At 68.1% G+C, this 17,769-nt stretch carries 24 protein-coding genes; 7 read left to right on the top strand and 17 right to left on the bottom strand.

The genetic code is table 11. The annotated features are described in order from the left end of the window. The first annotated feature begins 32 nt into the window (after window positions 1–32). The 3 genes from FPZ54_RS16195 (at window position 33) to FPZ54_RS16185 (ending at window position 1,913) form a co-directional block, all read left to right on the top strand. Complete coding sequence (locus FPZ54_RS16195) at window positions 33–449, top strand: Ros/MucR family transcriptional regulator (RefSeq protein ID WP_145848869.1); 417 nt, start codon at window positions 33–35, stop codon at window positions 447–449. A gap of 173 nt (window positions 450–622) precedes the next feature. Beyond that, on the top strand, window positions 623–1,045 hold the full coding sequence (locus FPZ54_RS16190; RefSeq protein WP_145848868.1) for a Fur family transcriptional regulator: 423 nt from the start codon (window positions 623–625) through the stop codon (window positions 1,043–1,045). Between the two features lie 4 nt (window positions 1,046–1,049). Next, the gene (locus FPZ54_RS16185) at window positions 1,050–1,913 is read left to right on the top strand and encodes a lysophospholipid acyltransferase family protein (RefSeq protein ID WP_422396543.1); all 864 of its coding nucleotides are present in this window, start codon (window positions 1,050–1,052) and stop codon (window positions 1,911–1,913) included. 8 nt (window positions 1,914–1,921) lie between these two features. On the opposite strand, the gene FPZ54_RS16180 is transcribed toward FPZ54_RS16185, so the two are convergent. Next, window positions 1,922–2,152, bottom strand: a complete 231-nt coding sequence (locus tag FPZ54_RS16180) for a hypothetical protein (protein WP_145848867.1) — start codon at window positions 2,150–2,152, stop codon at window positions 1,922–1,924. A 92-nt stretch (window positions 2,153–2,244) separates the two neighbouring features. Here FPZ54_RS16180 and FPZ54_RS16175 point away from each other — a divergent pair, with 92 nt between their 5' ends. Then, window positions 2,245–4,062 carry an ABCB family ABC transporter ATP-binding protein/permease gene (locus FPZ54_RS16175; protein ID WP_186456797.1) on the top strand — a complete coding sequence of 606 codons (1,818 nt, stop codon included), beginning with the start codon at window positions 2,245–2,247 and terminating at the stop codon, window positions 4,060–4,062. A 3-nt stretch (window positions 4,063–4,065) separates the two neighbouring features. Here FPZ54_RS16175 and FPZ54_RS19955 read toward each other — a convergent pair whose 3' ends face one another. Both FPZ54_RS19955 and FPZ54_RS16170 read right to left on the bottom strand, forming a co-directional pair. Then, the gene (locus FPZ54_RS19955; RefSeq protein ID WP_186456796.1) at window positions 4,066–4,215 is read right to left on the bottom strand and encodes a hypothetical protein; all 150 of its coding nucleotides are present in this window, start codon (window positions 4,213–4,215) and stop codon (window positions 4,066–4,068) included. Between the two features lies 1 nt (window position 4,216). Next, entirely contained in the window at window positions 4,217–5,542 is a 1,326-nt protein-coding gene (locus FPZ54_RS16170; protein ID WP_145848866.1) for a dihydroorotase, read from the bottom strand. Window positions 5,543–5,586: 44 nt separating this feature from the next. Between FPZ54_RS16170 and ygfZ the strand changes: the two genes are divergently transcribed. After that, the gene (ygfZ, locus tag FPZ54_RS16165) at window positions 5,587–6,327 is read left to right on the top strand and encodes a CAF17-like 4Fe-4S cluster assembly/insertion protein YgfZ (RefSeq protein ID WP_145848865.1); all 741 of its coding nucleotides are present in this window, start codon (window positions 5,587–5,589) and stop codon (window positions 6,325–6,327) included. On the opposite strand, the gene FPZ54_RS16160 is transcribed toward ygfZ, so the two are convergent. From FPZ54_RS16160 to FPZ54_RS16135, 6 genes are all read right to left on the bottom strand, one after another. Continuing rightward, window positions 6,316–6,975, bottom strand: coding sequence for a phytanoyl-CoA dioxygenase family protein (locus FPZ54_RS16160; protein ID WP_145849946.1), 660 nt, complete (start codon window positions 6,973–6,975; stop codon window positions 6,316–6,318). The genes ygfZ and FPZ54_RS16160 overlap by 12 nt on opposite strands. 180 nt (window positions 6,976–7,155) lie before the next feature. Further along, complete coding sequence (locus FPZ54_RS16155; RefSeq protein WP_145848864.1) at window positions 7,156–8,283, bottom strand: OmpA family protein; 1,128 nt, start codon at window positions 8,281–8,283, stop codon at window positions 7,156–7,158. Between the two features lie 109 nt (window positions 8,284–8,392). Further along, window positions 8,393–8,893 (bottom strand): DUF2793 domain-containing protein, encoded by a 501-nt coding sequence (locus FPZ54_RS16150; protein ID WP_145848863.1) that lies wholly within the window; start codon window positions 8,891–8,893, stop codon window positions 8,393–8,395. A gap of 3 nt (window positions 8,894–8,896) precedes the next feature. After that, window positions 8,897–11,056, bottom strand: a complete 2,160-nt coding sequence (locus FPZ54_RS16145) for a phage tail protein (protein ID WP_145848862.1) — start codon at window positions 11,054–11,056, stop codon at window positions 8,897–8,899. 1 nt (window position 11,057) lies between these two features. Continuing rightward, complete coding sequence (locus FPZ54_RS16140; RefSeq protein ID WP_145848861.1) at window positions 11,058–11,429, bottom strand: NlpC/P60 family protein; 372 nt, start codon at window positions 11,427–11,429, stop codon at window positions 11,058–11,060. Continuing rightward, window positions 11,426–12,232, bottom strand: a complete 807-nt coding sequence (locus FPZ54_RS16135; RefSeq protein ID WP_145848860.1) for a DUF2163 domain-containing protein — start codon at window positions 12,230–12,232, stop codon at window positions 11,426–11,428. Before FPZ54_RS16135 ends, FPZ54_RS16140 begins: the two co-directional genes overlap by 4 nt. A 49-nt stretch (window positions 12,233–12,281) precedes the next feature. On the opposite strand from FPZ54_RS16135, the gene FPZ54_RS16130 reads away from it, so the two are divergent. Then, complete coding sequence (locus FPZ54_RS16130; protein ID WP_145848859.1) at window positions 12,282–12,629, top strand: ADP-ribosylation/crystallin J1; 348 nt, start codon at window positions 12,282–12,284, stop codon at window positions 12,627–12,629. On the opposite strand, the gene FPZ54_RS16125 is transcribed toward FPZ54_RS16130, so the two are convergent. Then, window positions 12,626–14,908, bottom strand: a complete 2,283-nt coding sequence (locus FPZ54_RS16125) for a DUF2460 domain-containing protein (protein WP_145848858.1) — start codon at window positions 14,906–14,908, stop codon at window positions 12,626–12,628. The genes FPZ54_RS16130 and FPZ54_RS16125 overlap by 4 nt on opposite strands. Before the next feature lie 41 nt (window positions 14,909–14,949). Between FPZ54_RS16125 and FPZ54_RS16120 the strand changes: the two genes are divergently transcribed. Beyond that, entirely contained in the window at window positions 14,950–15,285 is a 336-nt protein-coding gene (locus FPZ54_RS16120) for a hypothetical protein (protein ID WP_145848857.1), read from the top strand. On the opposite strand, the gene FPZ54_RS16115 is transcribed toward FPZ54_RS16120, so the two are convergent. The 7 genes from FPZ54_RS16115 to FPZ54_RS16085 all read right to left on the bottom strand — a co-directional run bounded on the left by FPZ54_RS16115 (window position 15,286) and on the right by FPZ54_RS16085 (window position 17,696). Further along, the gene (locus FPZ54_RS16115) at window positions 15,286–15,837 is read right to left on the bottom strand and encodes a tail tape measure protein (RefSeq protein WP_145848856.1); all 552 of its coding nucleotides are present in this window, start codon (window positions 15,835–15,837) and stop codon (window positions 15,286–15,288) included. Next, entirely contained in the window at window positions 15,830–16,087 is a 258-nt protein-coding gene (locus tag FPZ54_RS16110) for a phage tail assembly chaperone (protein WP_186456795.1), read from the bottom strand. Before FPZ54_RS16110 ends, FPZ54_RS16115 begins: the two co-directional genes overlap by 8 nt. Further along, on the bottom strand, window positions 16,084–16,392 hold the full coding sequence (locus FPZ54_RS16105; RefSeq protein ID WP_145848855.1) for a gene transfer agent family protein: 309 nt from the start codon (window positions 16,390–16,392) through the stop codon (window positions 16,084–16,086). Before FPZ54_RS16105 ends, FPZ54_RS16110 begins: the two co-directional genes overlap by 4 nt. Beyond that, the gene (locus FPZ54_RS16100) at window positions 16,389–16,796 is read right to left on the bottom strand and encodes a phage major tail protein, TP901-1 family (RefSeq protein WP_145848854.1); all 408 of its coding nucleotides are present in this window, start codon (window positions 16,794–16,796) and stop codon (window positions 16,389–16,391) included. Before FPZ54_RS16100 ends, FPZ54_RS16105 begins: the two co-directional genes overlap by 4 nt. A gap of 107 nt (window positions 16,797–16,903) precedes the next feature. Beyond that, window positions 16,904–17,290: a DUF3168 domain-containing protein gene (locus FPZ54_RS16095; protein WP_145848853.1), complete on the bottom strand. Its 387-nt coding sequence runs from the start codon at window positions 17,288–17,290 to the stop codon at window positions 16,904–16,906. Then, on the bottom strand, window positions 17,287–17,490 hold the full coding sequence (locus tag FPZ54_RS16090; RefSeq protein ID WP_145848852.1) for a hypothetical protein: 204 nt from the start codon (window positions 17,488–17,490) through the stop codon (window positions 17,287–17,289). Before FPZ54_RS16090 ends, FPZ54_RS16095 begins: the two co-directional genes overlap by 4 nt. After that, entirely contained in the window at window positions 17,487–17,696 is a 210-nt protein-coding gene (locus FPZ54_RS16085; protein ID WP_145848851.1) for a head-tail connector protein, read from the bottom strand. Before FPZ54_RS16085 ends, FPZ54_RS16090 begins: the two co-directional genes overlap by 4 nt. Window positions 17,697–17,769 lie beyond the last annotated feature (73 nt).

Here is a 17,769-nt window from a genome sequence, read left to right as displayed (position 1 = left end):
AGTACCCGTCGCGTATATTCGAAAGGATCGAAATGGACTCCCAGAACGACATGCAGGAAACGCTGATCACGCTGACCGCAGACATTGTCGCGGCGCATGTCAGCAATAACAGCGTGGCGGTTTCGGACCTCCCGCTGCTGATCGGCAACGTGCACAGTGCGCTCGCCAATTTGGGCAATGCGAAACCGGAGCCGGAAGCGAAGAAGCAGGAGCCCGCCGTTTCGATCCGCGCGTCGATCAAGCCCGATTATATCGTGTGCCTTGAGGACGGGAAAAAGCTCAAGATGCTCAAGCGGCATCTGATGACCCATTATCAGATGACCCCGGACGAATATCGCGCCAAGTGGAACCTGCCCGCCGACTATCCGATGGTCGCCCCCAACTACGCCGAACAGCGCCGCACGCTGGCAAAGAAGATCGGGCTGGGAACCAAGCGCCGCAAGCGCTGAGCATCGTTTGTCGGATGTGCCTTGGCGGTGCATCCGGTTGCGACACCGGCCCGCCCCACCCGGCTGCATAGCGGCAGCTTGATCGGGAGGCGCGGGCCGATGGCGTATCTCCGTGTGGCGCGCGAACCACACGTCCCCTTTTCCCCTGCTCCTGTTCCCGCTACAGCGGTGTCATGAGCCGCAAGATCGATCTCGAAGCGCTGTGCCATGAAAAGGGCCTGCGCATCACCGAACAGCGCAAGGTGATCGCGCGCGTCCTGTCCGAAGCGGACGACCATCCCGATGTCGAGAAAGTCTATGCCCGCGCATCGGCGATCGATCCGGGCATCTCGATCGCGACCGTCTATCGCACGGTACGGCTCTTCGAAGAGGCGGGAATTCTCGACCGGCATGATTTCGGCGACGGTCGCGCGCGCTACGAACCCGCGCCTGAAGCGCATCACGACCATCTGATCGACGTCGAGACGGGCAAGGTCATCGAGTTCGTCGACCCCGAGCTGGAACTGCTGCAAAAGCAGATCGCCGAGCGACTGGGCTATCGCCTGGTCGATCACCGGATGGAACTCTACGGCGTCGCCCTCGACCGCAAGAATTGATTCAGTGGCGACCGGCGTCGATCCCCGGCGCCACGACGCCGCCCGCGGCCTCCCCACCCGGCTGACCCGGGCCGAGGCTTTCCGTTTCTGGCGGCGGGTCGGACTGTTGCTGCTCGCGGTGCTCACCCATGTACCGATGCACTATCTCTGGCGGCTGCTGCGCCTCTCCTCCCCATGGCCCCGCTGGTTCCTGGGCCGAGCCGGGCGGATCGCGGGCGCGCGGGTGCAGGTGGTCGGCACGCCGCTCCGCCGCGACGTCTTTTACGTCTCCAACCATCTGTCCTGGATCGATATCCTGGCGCTCGGTGGCGCCAGCGGCACCGCCTTTGTCGCCAAGGCGGAGATCGGCGCATCGCCCATAGTCGGCTGGCTCGCCGGACTGAACCGGACGGTGTACGTCAAGCGCGAAAACCGTATGGGCGTGGCCGAACAGATCAACGCACTTCGCCTCGCCTTGGAAGAAAACTGGGCGATTACCGTGTTTCCGGAGGGGACCACCACCGATGGCAAGTCGCTGCTGCCCTTCAAGACCCCGATGCTGCGGGTGCTCGAACCACCGCCACCCGGCGTGATGGTTCAACCGGTGCTACTCGATTATGGCGATGTCGGGGAAGAGATTGGGTGGGTCGGCGAGGAGGGCGGGGTCAACAATGCCCGCCGCGTTCTGGCGCGCAAAGGCAGTTTCGAACTGCGCATTCAGTATCTCGAGCCGTTCGATCCCAGGGACTTCCCGGGCCGAAAGGCAATCGCAGCGGAGAGTCGACGGCGGATCGAGGCTGCGTTGGTCGAAGCACTGGGCGGACCGTTACGGCCATTTGCATGGGGCGTCGGCCCGATCAACTATCCTGGGCCACCGCCCGGCGAATAGCCTTAAGGTCAATAGTGGCGCGGCTTTGCCATGTTGCGCGCCATCTGCTCGCCCCGGCGCTGACAGGTCGCGGCAATGGTCGGGTAGGAAAGGTCGGTGTGGCGCGGCAGCACCTGTGCCATCGCCGCCTGGCATTGTGCCGCGCTTTGATACCGGACCGGCTCGATCCGCGCCTGTTGGCATTGATCCTGAAGATCGCCGCAGCCCATGATCGCCATCACGTAGAAAACGGGTTCCATCTGTCTCGCTCCTCGCCTTTCCTAACGGATGGCGATGGCGGTTTGTTTCATGCATCGTTGCATCGGCGCCTGCGCAGCCCCAGATTGCGGCAATGCCTCCCGATACTGCCCCTGTCGGCGGCGAACGCCCGATGTTCGCCACGCTCCGACGTTTTCTTCCCTATCTCTGGCCTGCCGGTGCGCCGGGGCTGAAGGCGCGCATCGTCGTTGCGCTGTGTCTCGTGCTGCTGTCGAAGGTGGTTCAGGTCTATGGTGCCGCCTTCGCGCTCAAGGCCGCGGTCGATGCGATGGCGATCGGAGAAACCGGCGCGGTGACCTTCGTCATTCTGATGGTTGTCGGCTATGCCGCCGCGCGGTTGTTCACGACCATCTTCGACAATCTGCGTAATACGGTGTTCGAGAAAGTGGGGCAGGAGGCCACGCGTAATCTCGCCATCGTCACCTTCCGCCACCTCCACCAGCTTTCGCTACGCTTCCACCTCGAACGCCGCACCGGCGCGGTGACCAAGGTGGTCGAACGCGGCACCAAAAGCATCGATTCGATGCTCTATTTCCTGTTGTTCAACATCGCGCCGACGATCCTCGAACTGGCGCTGGTGCTGCAACTGTTCGGCAGCAAGTTCGGCATGTGGCTGGTCGCGTCGACCCTGGCGATGGTCGTCATCTACATCGCCTTCACCCGCTGGGTCACCGACTGGCGCGCCAAGCTGCGCACGCAGATGAACGATCTCGATACCGGCGCGGTGGCCCATGCGGTGGATTCGTTGCTGAATTTCGAGACGGTGAAGTATTTCAACGCCGAGAAGCGCGAGGCGGATCGCTATTCCGCGGCGGTCGAGGCCTATGCCAGCGCCGCAGTGAAGAGCGAGAATTCGCTCGCCTGGCTCAACATGGGCCAGTCGCTCATCACCAATTTCATGCTGGGCGCGGGGATGGCGGTGGTCGCCTGGGGCTGGTCCACAGGAGACTTCACCGCAGGCGACGTCGTGTTCGTGTCGACCCTGCTCAGCCAGCTGTTCCGTCCGCTCGACATGCTCGGCTGGGTCTATCGCACGATCCGCCAGGGGGTGATCGACATGGGCGCGATGTTCGACCTGATCGACACCGATGCCGAGGTGAAGGACGCCCCCGGCGCCCCGGCGCTCCGCGTCGATCGCGGCGAGGTGCGGTTCGAGGATGTCCGATTCGGCTATGACCGCGACCGCGAAATCCTCAAGGGCATCGATCTGGTCATCACGCCGGGGCAGACCGTCGCCGTGGTCGGCCCGTCCGGCGCGGGCAAGTCGACGCTCGCGCGTATCCTCTACCGTTTCTACGACCTCACCGGCGGGCGGGTGACGATCGACGGGCAGGATATCTCGCAGGTGACGCAGGCGTCCTTACGCGCAGCGATCGGCATCGTGCCGCAGGATACGGTGCTGTTCAACGACACGGTCGGCTACAACATCGCCTATGGCCGCGAAGGGGCGAACGCCGACGAGGTGGCACAGGCCGCGCGCGGAGCCGCCATCGCCGGCTTCATCGAATCGATGCCCGACGGCTACAGCACCCGCGTCGGCGAGCGCGGCCTGAAGCTCTCAGGCGGCGAAAAGCAGCGCGTTGCCATCGCGCGGACGCTGCTCAAGAACCCGCCGATCCTGATCCTCGACGAAGCGACCAGCGCGCTCGATTCGCGCACCGAGGCGGAAATCCTCGACACGCTGGAGGCGATCGAACGCGGCCGCACCACCATCGTCATCGCCCACCGCCTGTCGACCGTGGTCAACGCCGACCGCATCGTGGTGCTGGAGAATGGTCAGATCGCCGAACAGGGTACGCACGCCGAGCTGCTGGAGCAGCGCGGGATCTACGCCGAAATGTGGGCGCGCCAGCAGGCCGAGCGGGAGGCGGTGGCTGAGGCTGCCGAATAGCGCTCAGCCGAGATACCACCAAAAGCCGGCGACGATGGCGAGGATGGGAGCAACCACGGCAAGAATGAGCGCGAATAGCCACGCGACGATCCGACCGTAGCGGTCTTCGAGCCGTTCGACGACCTCGCAAACGAAGTCGAGCAGCGCCACCATCTCACCCGAACTCGACCGCCTCGAACCGCACCGGCCGCCCGTGTGCGCTGTTCGCCAGCTGCCCGTCCCACATCACCTTGCGCCCGCGGATGATCGTCCCGATCGGCTTGCCGGTGAGCTGGTCCCCGGTGAATGGCGACCAGCCGCAGCGCGACGCCAGCCAGCTTTCCTCGACAGTCCACTGTTTCTTCAGGTCCACCACGGTGAAATCCGCGTCATACCCCGGCGCAATCCGCCCCTTGCCGACCAGCCCGAACACCCGCTGCGGGCCCGCGCTGGTGAGATCGATCAGCCGCTGGAGCGTCGTCCGCCCTTTGGCGACATGGTCGAGCAGCAGCGGCAGCAATGTCTGCACCCCCGGCATCCCGCTCGGCGACGCGGGATAGGGCTTGGCCTTTTCCTCGATCGTGTGCGGCGCATGATCCGACCCCAGCACATCGGGCACGCCCTGGTTGAGCCAGTGCCACAGCCCGTCGCGATGCGCCGCTGAGCGGATCGGCGGATTCATCTGCGCATAGCTGCCCAGCCGCGGATACGCGTCCTCGGCCGCCAGCGTCAGGTGCTGCGGCGTCACCTCGCACGTCGCGATGTCCTTGTGCTGGCTCAGCAATTCCAGCTCGGCAGGCGTCGTCACATGCAGCACATGGATACGCCGCCGCGCCTCCCGCGCCAGCTTCAGGATGCGCCGCGTCGCCAGGATCGCGCTCTCATCGTCGCGCCACACCGGATGGCTCGACGGATCGCCCGCCACCCGCTCGCCCTCGCGGTCGTTCATCCGGAATTCGTCCTCGGCATGGATCGCGACGCGACGATGCCCGCTCGCCAGCACCCGCGCGAGGTTCGTGTCGTCCGACACCAGCAAATCGCCGGTCGAGGCGCCCATGAAGATCTTCACCCCCGCCGTGCCGGGAATGCGCTCCAGCTCGGCGAGATGCTCAGCATTATGGTTGGTCGCCCCGACGTAGAAGGCATGGTCGCACCACATCCGATCCCGAGCCCGCGCGAGCTTGTCGTTCACCGCATCGGCGCTGTCGGTATTGGGCTTGGTGTTCGGCATCTCGAACACCGCGGTCACCCCGCCCAGCACAGCCGCGCGGCTCCCGGATTCCAGATCTTCCTTGGCTTCAAGCCCCGGCTCGCGGAAATGCACCTGTGTGTCGATCACCCCCGGCAACACGTCCAGCCCGGTACAGTCGATCGTCTCGCCCGCATCCCCCGCCGCACCGATTGCGACGATCTTCCCGTCCCGCACGCCGACGTCGAGCCTTGCCGGGCCGGCGGGCAGATGTACCGTGCCGCCAACGAGTTTCAGATCGAACGTCGCCATCTCAGCCTCTTTCGCTTGCTTGGCGTACCTCCTACCTGTTCGCCATGAGTGATGCCACCCTGCCCAACCCGACCCTTTTGGCCGATCGCGCCCTGATCCGTGTATCCGGCGAAGATGTGCGCGGCTTCCTGCAGGGGCTGGTAACGCAGGACATGAACAATGTCCGCCCCGGCGCGCCGCTCTGGGCCGGCCTGCTCTCGCCACAGGGCAAGGCGCTGTTCGATTTCATTCTCTGGGATGCGGAGGGCGCATTCCTGCTCGATTGCGAAGCGGAACAGCGCGACGCGCTCATCCGCCGTCTGTCGATCTACCGCCTGCGCCGGCCGATTGCGATCGAGCCTGTCGAGGGCGGCGTGCACTGGTCGCCAACACCCGGGCGCGGCGATCCCGATCCGCGCCTTGCCGAGCTTGGCTGGCGCTGGCTCGGGGAGGCCATGGGCGATGCCGCGATAGGCTGGCTGGAGCACCGCCTGCGTCTTGGCGTGACCGAGGGCGTTGGTGAACTCGGCCAGGACAAGACCCTCTGGCTCGAATGCAACGCCGCCGAACTGAACGGGGTGAGCTTCGCCAAAGGCTGCTATGTTGGTCAGGAAAACACCGCGCGGATGAACTGGCGCGCCAAGATCAACCGTCGTCTGGTGGTCGCCCCGCTCGGCGACCCAGGCGACCGCACCCGCGCGACCTATCCGGAGCTCGGCCTGATGGTCGAACATCGCCGCGTCGAAGCGATGGGGGATGCGCTCATTCCCGACTGGCTCGCCACAGCTACCGCATCAAATACCTGACCATATCAGCCCGCCGGGCAGATCGAACGCCGCATAGTCCACCTGGAGCACGCGCCGCCGCCGCGGCACCGCCGCCGCTTGCGACGCGTGCAGGATAGGCGTCGCATAAAGCCAGATGTCCCCCGTCCACGCAGTGCAGACGTGAACGCCGCAGTCCTTGACGACCGCGTCGATCGTGTCTTCGCGGACCAGGCCGACGCGATGCGAACCGGGCGCAATCAGCAGCGGCGCATTGTCGGCAGGCACGTCGTCGAGATGGATACGGATCGTTACCATGCGCTCCAGCACTGCGATGGGCGGCGCGACGTGAAGCAGGCCCGACTTGACCGTCCACGGGCCAAAGCCCGCAACGTCTCGCCTTTCCCGGACGCAGATCGTTCGGTCCTGATGCCATGCAAGCGACCAGTTGGTCGGCGCACTCTTGTCGAAAAGAAGTGCGCGAACGGGGCGAGAGAGGCCACCCGCGAAACCTGCCACCGTCGCTGCGATCGCGCCGCCCGGCTCGAGCAACGCCGAGAGCCCTGGCGTGCCGTGAATCCGCAATCCGGGCTGGTCGCGGGGAAGCGTCGCAATCGCCCGCTCGATCTCCCCGCACAGCGGCAGGGCGACGGCGTCAATGCGCTCGGCGCCATGCGAAGCGAACCACATCGGATCGGACCGACGGACCAATCCTGATTGGGGCGCGGAAGCGATCATCCCACGATCTGAACGCCTCGCCCTGCGTCGTGCAAGCGCTTCAGGGCATCGCGCCCTAAACCGCAAAGAAAAAGGGAGGCCGGTTTCCCGACCTCCCCAAATCTTGTCGATCCACAGAGTGGACCGCGTGGCTTACATGCCCGAACCCGGACCGTAAGTGATTTCCACGCGGCGGTTCTGCAGCTCGCGCACGCCGTCGGCAGTATCGACACGCGGTCGGCTTTCGCCGAACGCTTCCGAGCTGATGACGCCGTCTGGAATGCCGCGACCCGACAGATACGCACGGACCGAGTCCGCACGACGCTGCGAGAGGCCGACATTGTAGCTGGCTGCGCCCGAACGGTCGGCGTGACCGGCAAGCATGACCTGAGCGTTGCCGCAATCCTGATAGGCCGAGATGGCGTTGTCGAGGATGCCCGCTGCTTCCGGCGTGATGTCCGACTTGTCCCATTCGAAGAAGACAATGTACGGCCCCGGGGTGCACACCACCGGCGGCGGCGGAGGCGGAGGGGTCGGAGCCGGCGGCGGCGGCGGCGGGGGCGGCGGAGGCGGCGGGGGCGGCGGTGCAGCCGGCTCGCCAAAGTTGAAGGTCACGCCACCCAGCAGGCTGTGCGAGCGGAAGCCACCGTCGAAGGTGCGGCCCGTCACATCGACCAGGCGGACATTGTCCGCGTTGAAGAAGCGATACTTCAGCGTCACGTCGATATTGTCGGTGACGGCCTGACGCAGACCCGCAATCGCCTGCCAGGCGAAGACGGTGTCGGAATCGTCGAGGAACGACCCATAGGTGTTCAGCGCATAGTCGGCCTTGACGCGGGCAACGCCGACGCCACCGCCGACAAAGCCCTGAATGCCGTCATCGTCACCGAAGTCGAGCATACCGTTGACCATGAAGCTCAGCGCGCTGGTGGTGCCGCCGGCATAGTCGTAATTGCCCGAGGGCATTGCGACCAGTGCGCCTCCGGACGTGTAAGCCGGAGTCGTCAGCGACGAGCTATAGGCATCAAGGCCTGCACGACGATAGCTGACTTCGGCCTCGGCACGGAACCCGCCGAAATCGTAGCCGATCGTACCGCCGACATCCCAGCCGGTGTCGTTATCGGCAACGCCACCGTCGGTAACGGTTCCGATGTCATAATCGATGTCTTCGACGATCATCGCGCCGCCTTCAACGCCCACATACCACGCATCGTCGCGGGCGAGGGCGGGCGTGCTCAGAGCGGTCGAAGCAAGTGCCAGAGTTACGGCCAGCTTCCGCATCTTAATCCCCTTTCTTAGGTTGCCACTTCGGACAGCGCTAACTTCCTAACCGCTGGAAAGTTTCCGCGCAAGCGAACAAAATCCGGGGACTGTTGCCGTAACGTCACAGTCAGCCGCCAGCGATCAGTCCGTGCGCGCGAAGCGCATCCAGAACGGCATTAATCGCCGATCGCGCCTCCGCGTCAATAGTGGTTCCAGCTTCGGGCGCGGGAATCGCCGCAGCCTGCGGTCCCACCACCTGAATGCCGCCGACTTCCACCCGCTCCGCGACAAGGGTCCCCAATCGCCATTCCCCATCGCGAAAACGGGCATAAAGCCCCCCGCTATCCACCCACACAGTCATTCCTGGAGTCGGCGCGACGAATCGCCACCCGCCTTCGGTCCATGCCGCGATCTCCGACGGGTGACCGCTCCATGCGTCCAGGGGCGCGGCGCCGACAATCCACGCCTCGCCGACCTGCGGCTCGGCCGGGGGGGCATCGACAGCGATGTCGATCACCCCGGCGTGGAGCAGGATATCGATGATCGTCAGTGCCTCATTGTGGAACACTTCCTTTTGCGCCTGCCCTGCGTGCAGCATCGGCAACGCGAATCGCGTGCTGTGGTTCATCGCTCACTCCGGTTCGATATCGAGGACAAGAATTGCGGCGCGCGACAGGCCGTGATCGCCGGCCTGCCTGACCTCCACGGTAAGTTCCCCGGGGTCGGAGATCCCAGGCGACAGCATCAGTTCGGGCACGTCGGTCATCACCAACTGCTCGGGGAGGCCTGACGGCAGGAGTCGCACCTGATAGCGTTCGACGCTCTCGCCCAGCGGCGCATCGGCCCCATCGCTCCAGCGCCATCCAACCCGGCTCCGCCGAGTCCAGCGCAGCCTGCACCCTCCCTCCGCCGAACGTTCGGCACGCAGCGCGACGGGAGCCGGCGGAGTGATGGACCGACCGGTCACAAGAACATGGGCCTCCACCGCATCGGGATCGCCCACGCCGGTCGCCATGATCGTCACCGTCGCACCTGCTCCCGCCAGCCCGTCCAGCGTCACCAGCGTCGCCGCCTCGATCAGCACGAATCGGTCCCCGACCACGCCGGTTCCGATCGCCTCCTCCGTTCCGCGTCGTCCCCGCCACAGGCCGCTCAGCGCCCATCGCCCGCCACCCAGCGGCTCGGCATGGGCAAACTGGATCAGCTCCTCGCCCACCAGCGCCAGATTGCCCCCCGCTGCCAGCGCATCGGGATCGGCATCGCTCAGCACCATCTCCTGATGCGCAAGATCGACCACCAGCAGCGACCGGCGATCCTCGATCGCCGCGCTCGCCGCTCCGGCAGGGCTCGCTACCGTGCCGATCACCGCAGGCTGAACCGTCGCTCCGGCCGCCTCCCAGCGCACCCCGCCGTCGATGCTCGTCGCCAGCACGGCCTTGCGCCAGCCCGGAGCGTCGCCGCACGCCGCGACCAGCACCCGCGCCGCGCTCGACGCGCCATCGGCCAGCGGCGGCAGCTCGAACGCATGAAGGATTGTTTGCCCCTGCGCGACATCGGGCGCCCCGATCACCCGGCCCGGAACCGCTGGTCCCGCCAGCGCAGGCGGAGCGATCGGCGTCAGCTGGAGCTGCACCTCTTCGGCTTCGACCAGCGTCTCGACCACGCGCCAACGCCCGCTCTCACCTTCGATCGCCACCCGCGCACCCGGCATGATCGCCAGCCCCTCCCATCCGGTCACCACCGTCCGCCGGGTGCGGTCGGCATCGGTCCGGGTCAGCGCGCCCTGCGCCAGCTGCTTTGCCGCCTGGGCCGACAAGGCAGCGGGGAGCTCGATCCGTAACTCACGGTCCTGCCCCACGCCCCAGCTCGCGATCTGAACCCCCGCCTGATAGTCGCGCGCCGGATCATAGTGGCTCAACGCCACCCGCCGCACCGCCCGATCGGGAGTCGCGATGCTCCGCCGCTCCCGCCCCCGCACGCCCGCGCCTCGGTCGCGCACCGTCACCGCCGCCCCATCCCCCGCCGCGATGGCAAGCTGGCCGCCCGCAACGACCGGCCACCCGCCGCACGCCTGCGCCAGCGGCTCGACAACCCCGCGCATCGATCCGCCATAGGCCGAAAAGCCGCCGATCGCCGGCCCGCCCTCGCCCGCTCGCACCGCCCCGCGCGAGACCTGCTCGATCACCGCCCCCGCGCTCACCGGACCCGCATCGGCGCTCACCTCAAAGGTTAGCGATGGAATCCGGTTGCCATAATCGGCCAGCTCCAGGTCCTCGAACACCGCATAGGCGATGCCGCGGTGCGCGGGTGCGACAGCGATGCCCTCGGCCGACGCGATCAGCGGATCGACCGCCTGATCCTCTCCCCCAAGGTGTAGGCGGAACCCGGTCCGCGCCTTCCAGTCCCCCGCCGCGCCGCGCAACAGCTTGCCGTCCGCCCAGATCCGCCCCACCGACAGTATCGGCCGCGCGGACAGCGCCACCGCGAACGAGGCGGTGTAGCTATAGCTGGTCACCGTCGGCCGCCCCTTGCCGCCCTCGCGATGGCGATGCTCGACCAGGTCGGTCGCCCAGATCACGCTCCCCGCCACCCGCATCGTCCCGAACAGCTGCGGGATCGGCGTGCCATAGCTCGATGTCTGCAGCGCCAGCTCGGTGAGCCGCGGCCCCTCACGGCCCCTGGGCTTGAACAGCAGTTCGCGATCGACGGTCTGCCCGACCAGCCCGCCCAGCATCGCGCCGATCGGCCCGCCGAAAATCCCGCCGACCGTGGTCAGTACCAATGTCGCCATCTCAGTGCTCCCGCCGCCACCGCGCCAGTTCCGGCCATGGCGGCACGCCCGGCCGCTCGACCACACGGCGCAGCCCGGCATCGGCGTGGATCACGCCAATCTCGCTCGCGATTCCCAGATGCAGCTGCCCCGCCCCGGCGCGGAACAGCACCAGGTCGCCCGGCCGCGCATCCCCGGCGCGCACCAGCCCCGCCGCGCACACCACTGCCGCGATCCGCTCCGCCGATCCCCCGCGCAGCGCATAGCCGCGCGGTACCTGTGCCCCATAGGCAAGCCCCGCCAGCCCGACACAATCCAACCCATGCGCGACATCGCGCCCATGCAGCCGGAACCGCGCGCCGATCGCGCCGCGCGCCAATTCGAGCGCGCTCATGCCCCCGGATATCGCGTCAGAAGATCGATCCCCGGCAGATAGGGCTCGCCCCGAAAGTTCGCCGCGTTGTCGAACCGCCCCGCGCAGGTCGCGATCGACTTGTCACACCCCTCGCTCACCTCGACCATCGCCCCCAGCGGATCGAACCGCGGCGGACGTCGCAGCGTCACCTGCGCACCCGCTGACAGCGCCACCGTATCGCCCAGCCCGCAATTGCCCCCGCTCATCCAGCGCAGCCGCCCGCCGCCCCATCCGCCCGGCACCGGCTCGCTGGCGTCCAGCGTCAGCACGGCCCCGTCCGCTGCCAGCACCCGCGCCAGCACCCGCCGCCCCGCCATCGCCACGCGGCAGCGCGCATCCCCCAGCTCCGCACGGCACTCCGCCGACGTCGCCTCGACCACCGGCGCCTCCAGCGCCGCCGCCACGCCGCGCAGCTCGGCGGTCAGCGTCCCGTCGCGCAGCTCGACCGCGCCGATCGTGCCCTCGCCCAGCGGCATGGCATCGACCGGATCGCTCCAGTCGACCGCGAACAGCACCACCCGCGCCCCGTCCCATCGCCCGGCGAGCAGATCGGTCTCGCCGATCGCCGCCCCGCTCAACGCGCCGGTCACGTCCATGCTGTCGGCATCGAACGCCGCGCTGCGCCGCACCGCCGACGGCGTCATCCCCGGCGCCGCACGATAGCGAAAGCCGTCGACGGTCAGGTCGCGATCATGCGCGGTGAGCCCGATCGCCACCCCGTCCCGCCGCTCGATCCGCCAGCAATAGGCGATCGTCGCAAGCGGCTCGTTGAGCCATGTCATATCTTTTCTCCGCTTGATCCGATGGGTGCGACCAGCCAGTCTCGGCCCCATGACCGTAGCCACCACGACGCTCTGGCGCCCTGTCGGCCCCGCCGAACTGGACCTGATCCGTCAGTCGGACATGCGGGCATTCCCGCCCCGGCTTCCCGAGCAGCCGATCTTCTATCCCGTGGTGAGCGAGGAGTATGCGATCAAGATCGCCCGCGACTGGAACGTGCCCGAAAGCGGCTCGGGCTTCGTGACCCGCTTCGCGGTGCGCAGCGATTTCCTCGCCAAATACCGGATCGAGGAAGCGGGTGGCCGCGCGCACCGCGAATACTGGATTCCCGCCGAGGATCTGCCCGCGTTCAACGCGGCGATCGTCGGCGAGATCGCGGTGACGCACCGCTCTCCCTAATCCTCGCGGACCTCGATCAGCGGCACGCTCGGCGCCGCCCCCGCCATGAAGGTCGCCCGGTTCACGCTCAGCGAATCCTCGGCAAAGCGCACCGGCACGTCGAACCGGAACCCGGCGGTCACCACCGCACCCTCGCCCGGCGGATCGTCGAACACGACCACTCCGCCGGCGCCCAACTCGAACGCCACGGTCTCCTCGCCGTCCAGCGCGGCCCGCACGCTGCCCGCGACCGGTCGGGTGATCCGCCGCACCACCCCGCCATAATGTTTCACCAGCGCGAACGCCTGGGCCTCGCCATCGCCCCCGCCCAGCAGCTGGTCGCTCGCCCCCGGCTCGCCGCCATCGTTCGAGCAATCGTCGAACGGGTCGCGCAGCCGGAACGCCCGCGCCGGCCCCATCCGCGCGCGATAGAAGGCCAGCAGCCGCTGGATATCCTCCTCGCTCCGTACCCCCGGCCCGACATCGTAGCGGGTTCGCGCCTGCGCCCAGGCGGCGTTGCGCGCCTCATGCCCGCCCGCACTCGTCAGGATCGCGGTCGACACCTCGGGCGCGACCTCCGCCTCGCGCCCCAGCGCGATCGGGAACAGCACATCGTCGAAAGCCTGCACGTCTTCCTCCTGATCGAATGTCACGAACCCGTCGCGGATCACCTGCGGCAGCGCCCAGATGAACGTCGCCGCCACCCCGCGCCGCCGCGCCGCGTCCGCCGCCTCGGCGATCCCGCGCCACTGCTGCGCATCCTCCGGGTTCAACACGAATCCCGCGAAATAATGCTGCCGCTCGACCGGATAGCCCAGCCGCTCTTGCGCCAGCGCCACCCCGCGCGCGCTCGCCACGGCATTGCCCGCCGCTGCCCAGTCATAATCCTCGAGCTGCAGCACATCGAAGGCGGGCGACGCCCAGCCGACCGGCAGGTTCGCGCGCTTGAGCTCGGGCGCCGCACGGTCCAGCACCGTGGGGAGGTAGGCGAGCAACAGCGTCACCGCGTCCGGCGCCACCGCCCGCACCGCCGCACACAGCGCCGCCGTCGATGCCGCGAGCAACGCCCCCGCCGCATCCAGCACTGCGGTATCGGGCGCGCCGCGCACATTCTGCTCGGGCGGATCGCCCAGCACCGCGCGCGCGGCATCGTCATGGATGCACAGGCGGCCATCGCCCATCACCCACCACCATGGCTCGCCGACCTGGAATTTCACCGCCAGCCCCGCGCCCTGCGCGATCCCGACGAACGCCGCCGCCACCGCCTGAAGATACCCCATCGCCCCGCCATGCGCTGGGGAGAGCAGCGCCGATGGCGGCTCCCACCCGGTCAGCGCGGGCGACCCGTCATGCGCGCGCTGCTTCCAGTCGTTCCAGCAATGCGCGTCGAACAGTTCGTAGCTCAGCGACCAGATCACGCCGAACCCGAGGCGCCTGGCCCGCTCGGCAAAATCCGCGTGCCACGCCGCGCACGGCGCATTGAGCACCCCGCCGGCAAGGCTCGCATAATAGCCGCCGCCCAGCGGCTCGAGCCGGAAATAATGGCTCATCCCGACATAATGGACGATGTCCCCGCGATAGCCGAGCTGGAGCGCGTTGCGCAGCAGCCGCGCGGGCGTGAGGTGATAGCTGTCGTCATAGCCGCTACAGATCGACAACCCATGTTCGGGCACCACGACATCGCTGATCGCCAGCACCGCGCCCGGTCCGCTCACCGCGATCTGCGACAGCTCGACCCACCCCTCGACCGGCGCCGCCAACGCCGCGTCCACACCCGTATAGCCCGGCGGCACCAGGCTCACGAACATCCGGTCGACATCCCCCGCCCACACCGGGTCCGCCTCGGCGGGCAACAGAAACCCGCCCGCCACGCTGGCAAAGTCGATCGTGACGACGCAATCCTCCGCCGTCCCCTGCGCGTAGTTCCACAGCCGCACATACCAGGCACGCGGCGCCCCCGCCGCATCGCGCCCCTCGATCGTCAACACCGGGCCGTTGACCGCGTCCAGCGCCAGCACCCCCAAGGATCGCCACCGAAACGCCAGCCGACACCCGCGATAATCGCGGCTGGTTTCATAGGCGAGCAGCGGATGATCGTGCCGGTCCTCCGACTCCCAGATCAGCCCCGCCAGATCGTCCTGCCGATAGAACACCGCATCCACGCGCAATGCGTCCGGCGCAGTTGTGACGACGCTCGCCATCATCGGCCGCGGAAAATTGACCGTCCAATAGGCAGGGTCGAAGCGCGTCAGCACACCCGCCTCCTGCACCGTGCGCTCGCGCGCCAGCCAATAGGTCACAGCCTTCTCCTTGTGATACGACTTGCCCGAATGGAGGTTCGATGCTGATCAGTCTGATTCTGCTCGCTGGCGCGTGCTCAGTGCCGACATGTCCGTCGGCGCAGGAACTGGCTGAGGCGGTAAGGGTCTGGCGCGAGATCGAGGCGCAAGAGAAGCTCAACCGGGACTGCTTAGAGTGCCTCATGACCGCACGTGTCATTCGCGCGACCCGGATATCGCGCGTCCATTGTCGTCCACCTGAAGAAGACGAGACCGCAGCGACATGCAGAATCACTCTGCATTATCACGATCGCGGCACGCTCCACGCGATCGTGGAAGTCGTGAAAGAGGACGAAGCATGGAGCGTCCGCAGCGGACATGCCATTTTCGAAAAATAGCTAATCCACCCCGCTGAGCGCCGCCTTCACCGCCCGCGCCACCTGCCGGCTCGATTGCCGCAGCGCCCCTGCCGCCTCCCCGCCGCCCGGCGCATGGATCGTGATCGCCACCCGCACGTCGCGCCCGCCGCCCGGCATCGGCACCTCGACCCGCCCGCTCGCGGTCGGCACGAACAGCTCCGGCCCGCGCTCGCCGACGACATAGGGGCGCCCGGGCGCCACCGGCCCACCGGTCGCTCGTCCCGGCAGCCCGAACAGCCCGCCGATCAAGCCGCCCAGGCCCCCGCTGCCAAAGATCGCGCCCAACCCGCCGCGCACCGCGTCCGCCGCGATCTCCGCGAGCATCTGGTTCGCCATCCGCTTCAGATCCTCGAACCCCAGCTTCCCGGTCCGTACCGCACGCAACAGCGCCGTCTCGATCCCGCGTCCCGCCCGGTCGGCTCCCGCCTGCAACGGCCCGTCGATCGCCCCGCGCATCTCCGCCACGTCGCGCGCGAACCCCTGCGTGTCGGCGCGCACGCTCACCACCAGCCGCTCGATTTCCTCATCCATCGGGATATGCCTCCATCAGCTTCGCGATCGTCTCGCGGTCCGGCGGCGCGACCGCTTCGCCCATCACCGCCCGCACCAGCGCCATCAGTTCCGCCGGCGTCGCGCGCCAGAACGCCTCGGGCGCCCAGCCGAACGCCACCCCCGCCTGCCCCGCCAGCAGCGCGGCGCGCTCGGCAAATTCCTCCCCGGCACGGGGCGGGGGACCGTGCGCAGCACGGTGGAGCGGGCCCGCCCCACGCGACGCGCTCACCGTCCCGCCAATATTTGCCCGATCAGCACGCGCAGCGCCGGGGTCGCCGCGGCAAGTCCCCCCGCCGCCACCCCCTCGCCGAACGCCTCACGAGTCAGCCCCTCTGGCCGATCCTTCAGGCAATGCCAGAACAAAGCCACCATCTCGCCCAGCGTCAGCCGACCCTCCGCCGCCCGCTCGACCAGAGCGAACAGCGGCCCCAGCTCCTGCTCCGCCGCGACCAACGCGGCAAAGCTCGGCCGCAGCACCAGCGCCCCCCCCGCCACCCGGATCGCCGCCTCGCCGCGCGCGGGATTGGCGCTCATGCCGACACCACCGGCCCGGAGCTTTCGAGGCTCAGCGTGTACGAACGCTCGCCATTGAAATCCCCGGCATAGTCCAGCCGCGTGACCAGGAACCGCCCGGTCATCGTCTCGCCGCTCTCGAAGCTCAGCCGATAATCGTCGAGCACCCCGGCCAGCGCATTCCCCTTGATCCGCGTCTCCGCCGCCGATCCCGTGAAAACGCCGGCCGCCGACACGCTCACCGACCGCAACCCCGCGCCGGACAGCAATTCGCGCCACCCGCCCGAATCCTTCGACGTGATCGCCACCGCCTCGCCATTGACGCTCAGCTGCGTCGTCCGCAGCCCCGCGACCGTCGCATAGGCCACCGGCGTCCCACCATCGCCCACCTTCAACAGGAACGCGCTTCCCTTCTCCACCGCCATTTGAAGTCTCCCTATTGCTTATGGCACCTGCCCGCTCCCCCACCCGGCCACCCAGCGCCAGCATCCTATGGGTGGCCGGGTGGGGGAGCGGGCAGGTGCGGGACCGATCAGTTCACCCGCAGCATCCGCACGCGAAAATCGCTCGTCGCCACCCATCCGTCGCCTCCGCGGATGATCCGGCTGCGCACCAGCTGCAGCGTCACGATCCGCCATCCACCGGGCAGGCCCCCGTCCATCGCCATCAGCGCATCCTCCGCCGCACTCGTCAGCGCGCGCAGCCGCCCCGGCCGCTCGCCGCGGTCGACCAGCCCGATCTCGATCCGTCCCTCGCGTCCCGCCATGTCCTTGGTCGACCAGTCCGCCAGCAGCGGCTCGTCGACCACCGCATGGGGCAGCGCCGCGCGTACCGGCGGCGCATCGAACACGCCCACCCCCTCCAGCGCATCGCTCAGCGCGGCGACACAGGCCGCCTGCAACACCTCGCGCGCGCTCATCGGATCAGCCCCGCGATCCAGCGCAGCGCCGGCTCGCGCAGCATCCGGGCCACCGCACCGCGCCCCGTCACGACGACCGCATCGTCATCCACGCTCACCGCCTCGGTCAGCTCGTCGCGCAGCGCCACCGCGACCCGCTCGCGCATCCGCTCCGCCGCCCGCGCACCGATCCGCCGGGCCTGGTTCTCCAGCGCGCTCATGCCGCCCGCCCTCCGGCCAGCCGCATCCGCCGCCATGGTCGCCAAAGCGCAGTCACCACGGCCGGCGGCTGCGCACCCCTCGCCTCGAACAGATGCGCCGCCAGCAGCACCACGCCCTGCGCCACTGGCGGCGGCAGCCCGGCCCAGTTATCGGCGAGTCCCGCTTCATAACTGACAGCGACCCGCGCTTCGCCCGCAGCGGTCACGCGGACCCAGCCCTCACCCCGCGCATCGATGTCGATCGCATAGCCCCCTGCGGAAGCTGAATGAGTTGTATAA

It is taken from the genome of Sphingomonas suaedae (assembly GCF_007833215.1).
In the GTDB taxonomy this organism is placed as follows: Bacteria; Pseudomonadota; Alphaproteobacteria; order Sphingomonadales; family Sphingomonadaceae; genus Sphingomonas; species Sphingomonas suaedae.
This window is presented reverse-complemented; position numbering and strand designations above follow the sequence as displayed.

Coding starts and splice junctions, on each gene's coding strand:
- FPZ54_RS16120 (WP_145848857.1), top strand. CDS start 14,950: ATGCTGATCAGTCTGATTCTGCTCGCTGGCGCGTGCTCAGTGCCGACA.
- FPZ54_RS16170 (WP_145848866.1), bottom strand. CDS start 5,542: ATGGCGACGTTCGATCTGAAACTCGTTGGCGGCACGGTACATCTGCCC.
- FPZ54_RS16140 (WP_145848861.1), bottom strand. CDS start 11,429: ATGAGCGCGCTCGAATTGGCGCGCGGCGCGATCGGCGCGCGGTTCCGG.
- FPZ54_RS16100 (WP_145848854.1), bottom strand. CDS start 16,796: ATGGCGGTGGAGAAGGGAAGCGCGTTCCTGTTGAAGGTGGGCGATGGT.
- FPZ54_RS19955 (WP_186456796.1), bottom strand. CDS start 4,215: ATGGTGGCGCTGCTCGACTTCGTTTGCGAGGTCGTCGAACGGCTCGAA.
- FPZ54_RS16190 (WP_145848868.1), top strand. CDS start 623: ATGAGCCGCAAGATCGATCTCGAAGCGCTGTGCCATGAAAAGGGCCTG.
- FPZ54_RS16155 (WP_145848864.1), bottom strand. CDS start 8,283: ATGCGGAAGCTGGCCGTAACTCTGGCACTTGCTTCGACCGCTCTGAGC.
- FPZ54_RS16115 (WP_145848856.1), bottom strand. CDS start 15,837: ATGGATGAGGAAATCGAGCGGCTGGTGGTGAGCGTGCGCGCCGACACG.
- FPZ54_RS16160 (WP_145849946.1), bottom strand. CDS start 6,975: ATGTGGTTCGCTTCGCATGGCGCCGAGCGCATTGACGCCGTCGCCCTG.
- FPZ54_RS16145 (WP_145848862.1), bottom strand. CDS start 11,056: ATGGCGACATTGGTACTGACCACGGTCGGCGGGATTTTCGGCGGGCCG.
- FPZ54_RS16130 (WP_145848859.1), top strand. CDS start 12,282: ATGACCGTAGCCACCACGACGCTCTGGCGCCCTGTCGGCCCCGCCGAA.
- FPZ54_RS16150 (WP_145848863.1), bottom strand. CDS start 8,893: ATGAACCACAGCACGCGATTCGCGTTGCCGATGCTGCACGCAGGGCAG.
- FPZ54_RS16095 (WP_145848853.1), bottom strand. CDS start 17,290: ATGAGCGCGCGCGAGGTGTTGCAGGCGGCCTGTGTCGCCGCGCTGAGC.
- ygfZ (WP_145848865.1), top strand. CDS start 5,587: ATGAGTGATGCCACCCTGCCCAACCCGACCCTTTTGGCCGATCGCGCC.
- FPZ54_RS16135 (WP_145848860.1), bottom strand. CDS start 12,232: ATGACATGGCTCAACGAGCCGCTTGCGACGATCGCCTATTGCTGGCGG.
- FPZ54_RS16180 (WP_145848867.1), bottom strand. CDS start 2,152: ATGGAACCCGTTTTCTACGTGATGGCGATCATGGGCTGCGGCGATCTT.
- FPZ54_RS16175 (WP_186456797.1), top strand. CDS start 2,245: ATGCCTCCCGATACTGCCCCTGTCGGCGGCGAACGCCCGATGTTCGCC.
- FPZ54_RS16105 (WP_145848855.1), bottom strand. CDS start 16,392: ATGAGCGCCAATCCCGCGCGCGGCGAGGCGGCGATCCGGGTGGCGGGG.
- FPZ54_RS16195 (WP_145848869.1), top strand. CDS start 33: ATGGACTCCCAGAACGACATGCAGGAAACGCTGATCACGCTGACCGCA.
- FPZ54_RS16090 (WP_145848852.1), bottom strand. CDS start 17,490: ATGAGCGCGCTGGAGAACCAGGCCCGGCGGATCGGTGCGCGGGCGGCG.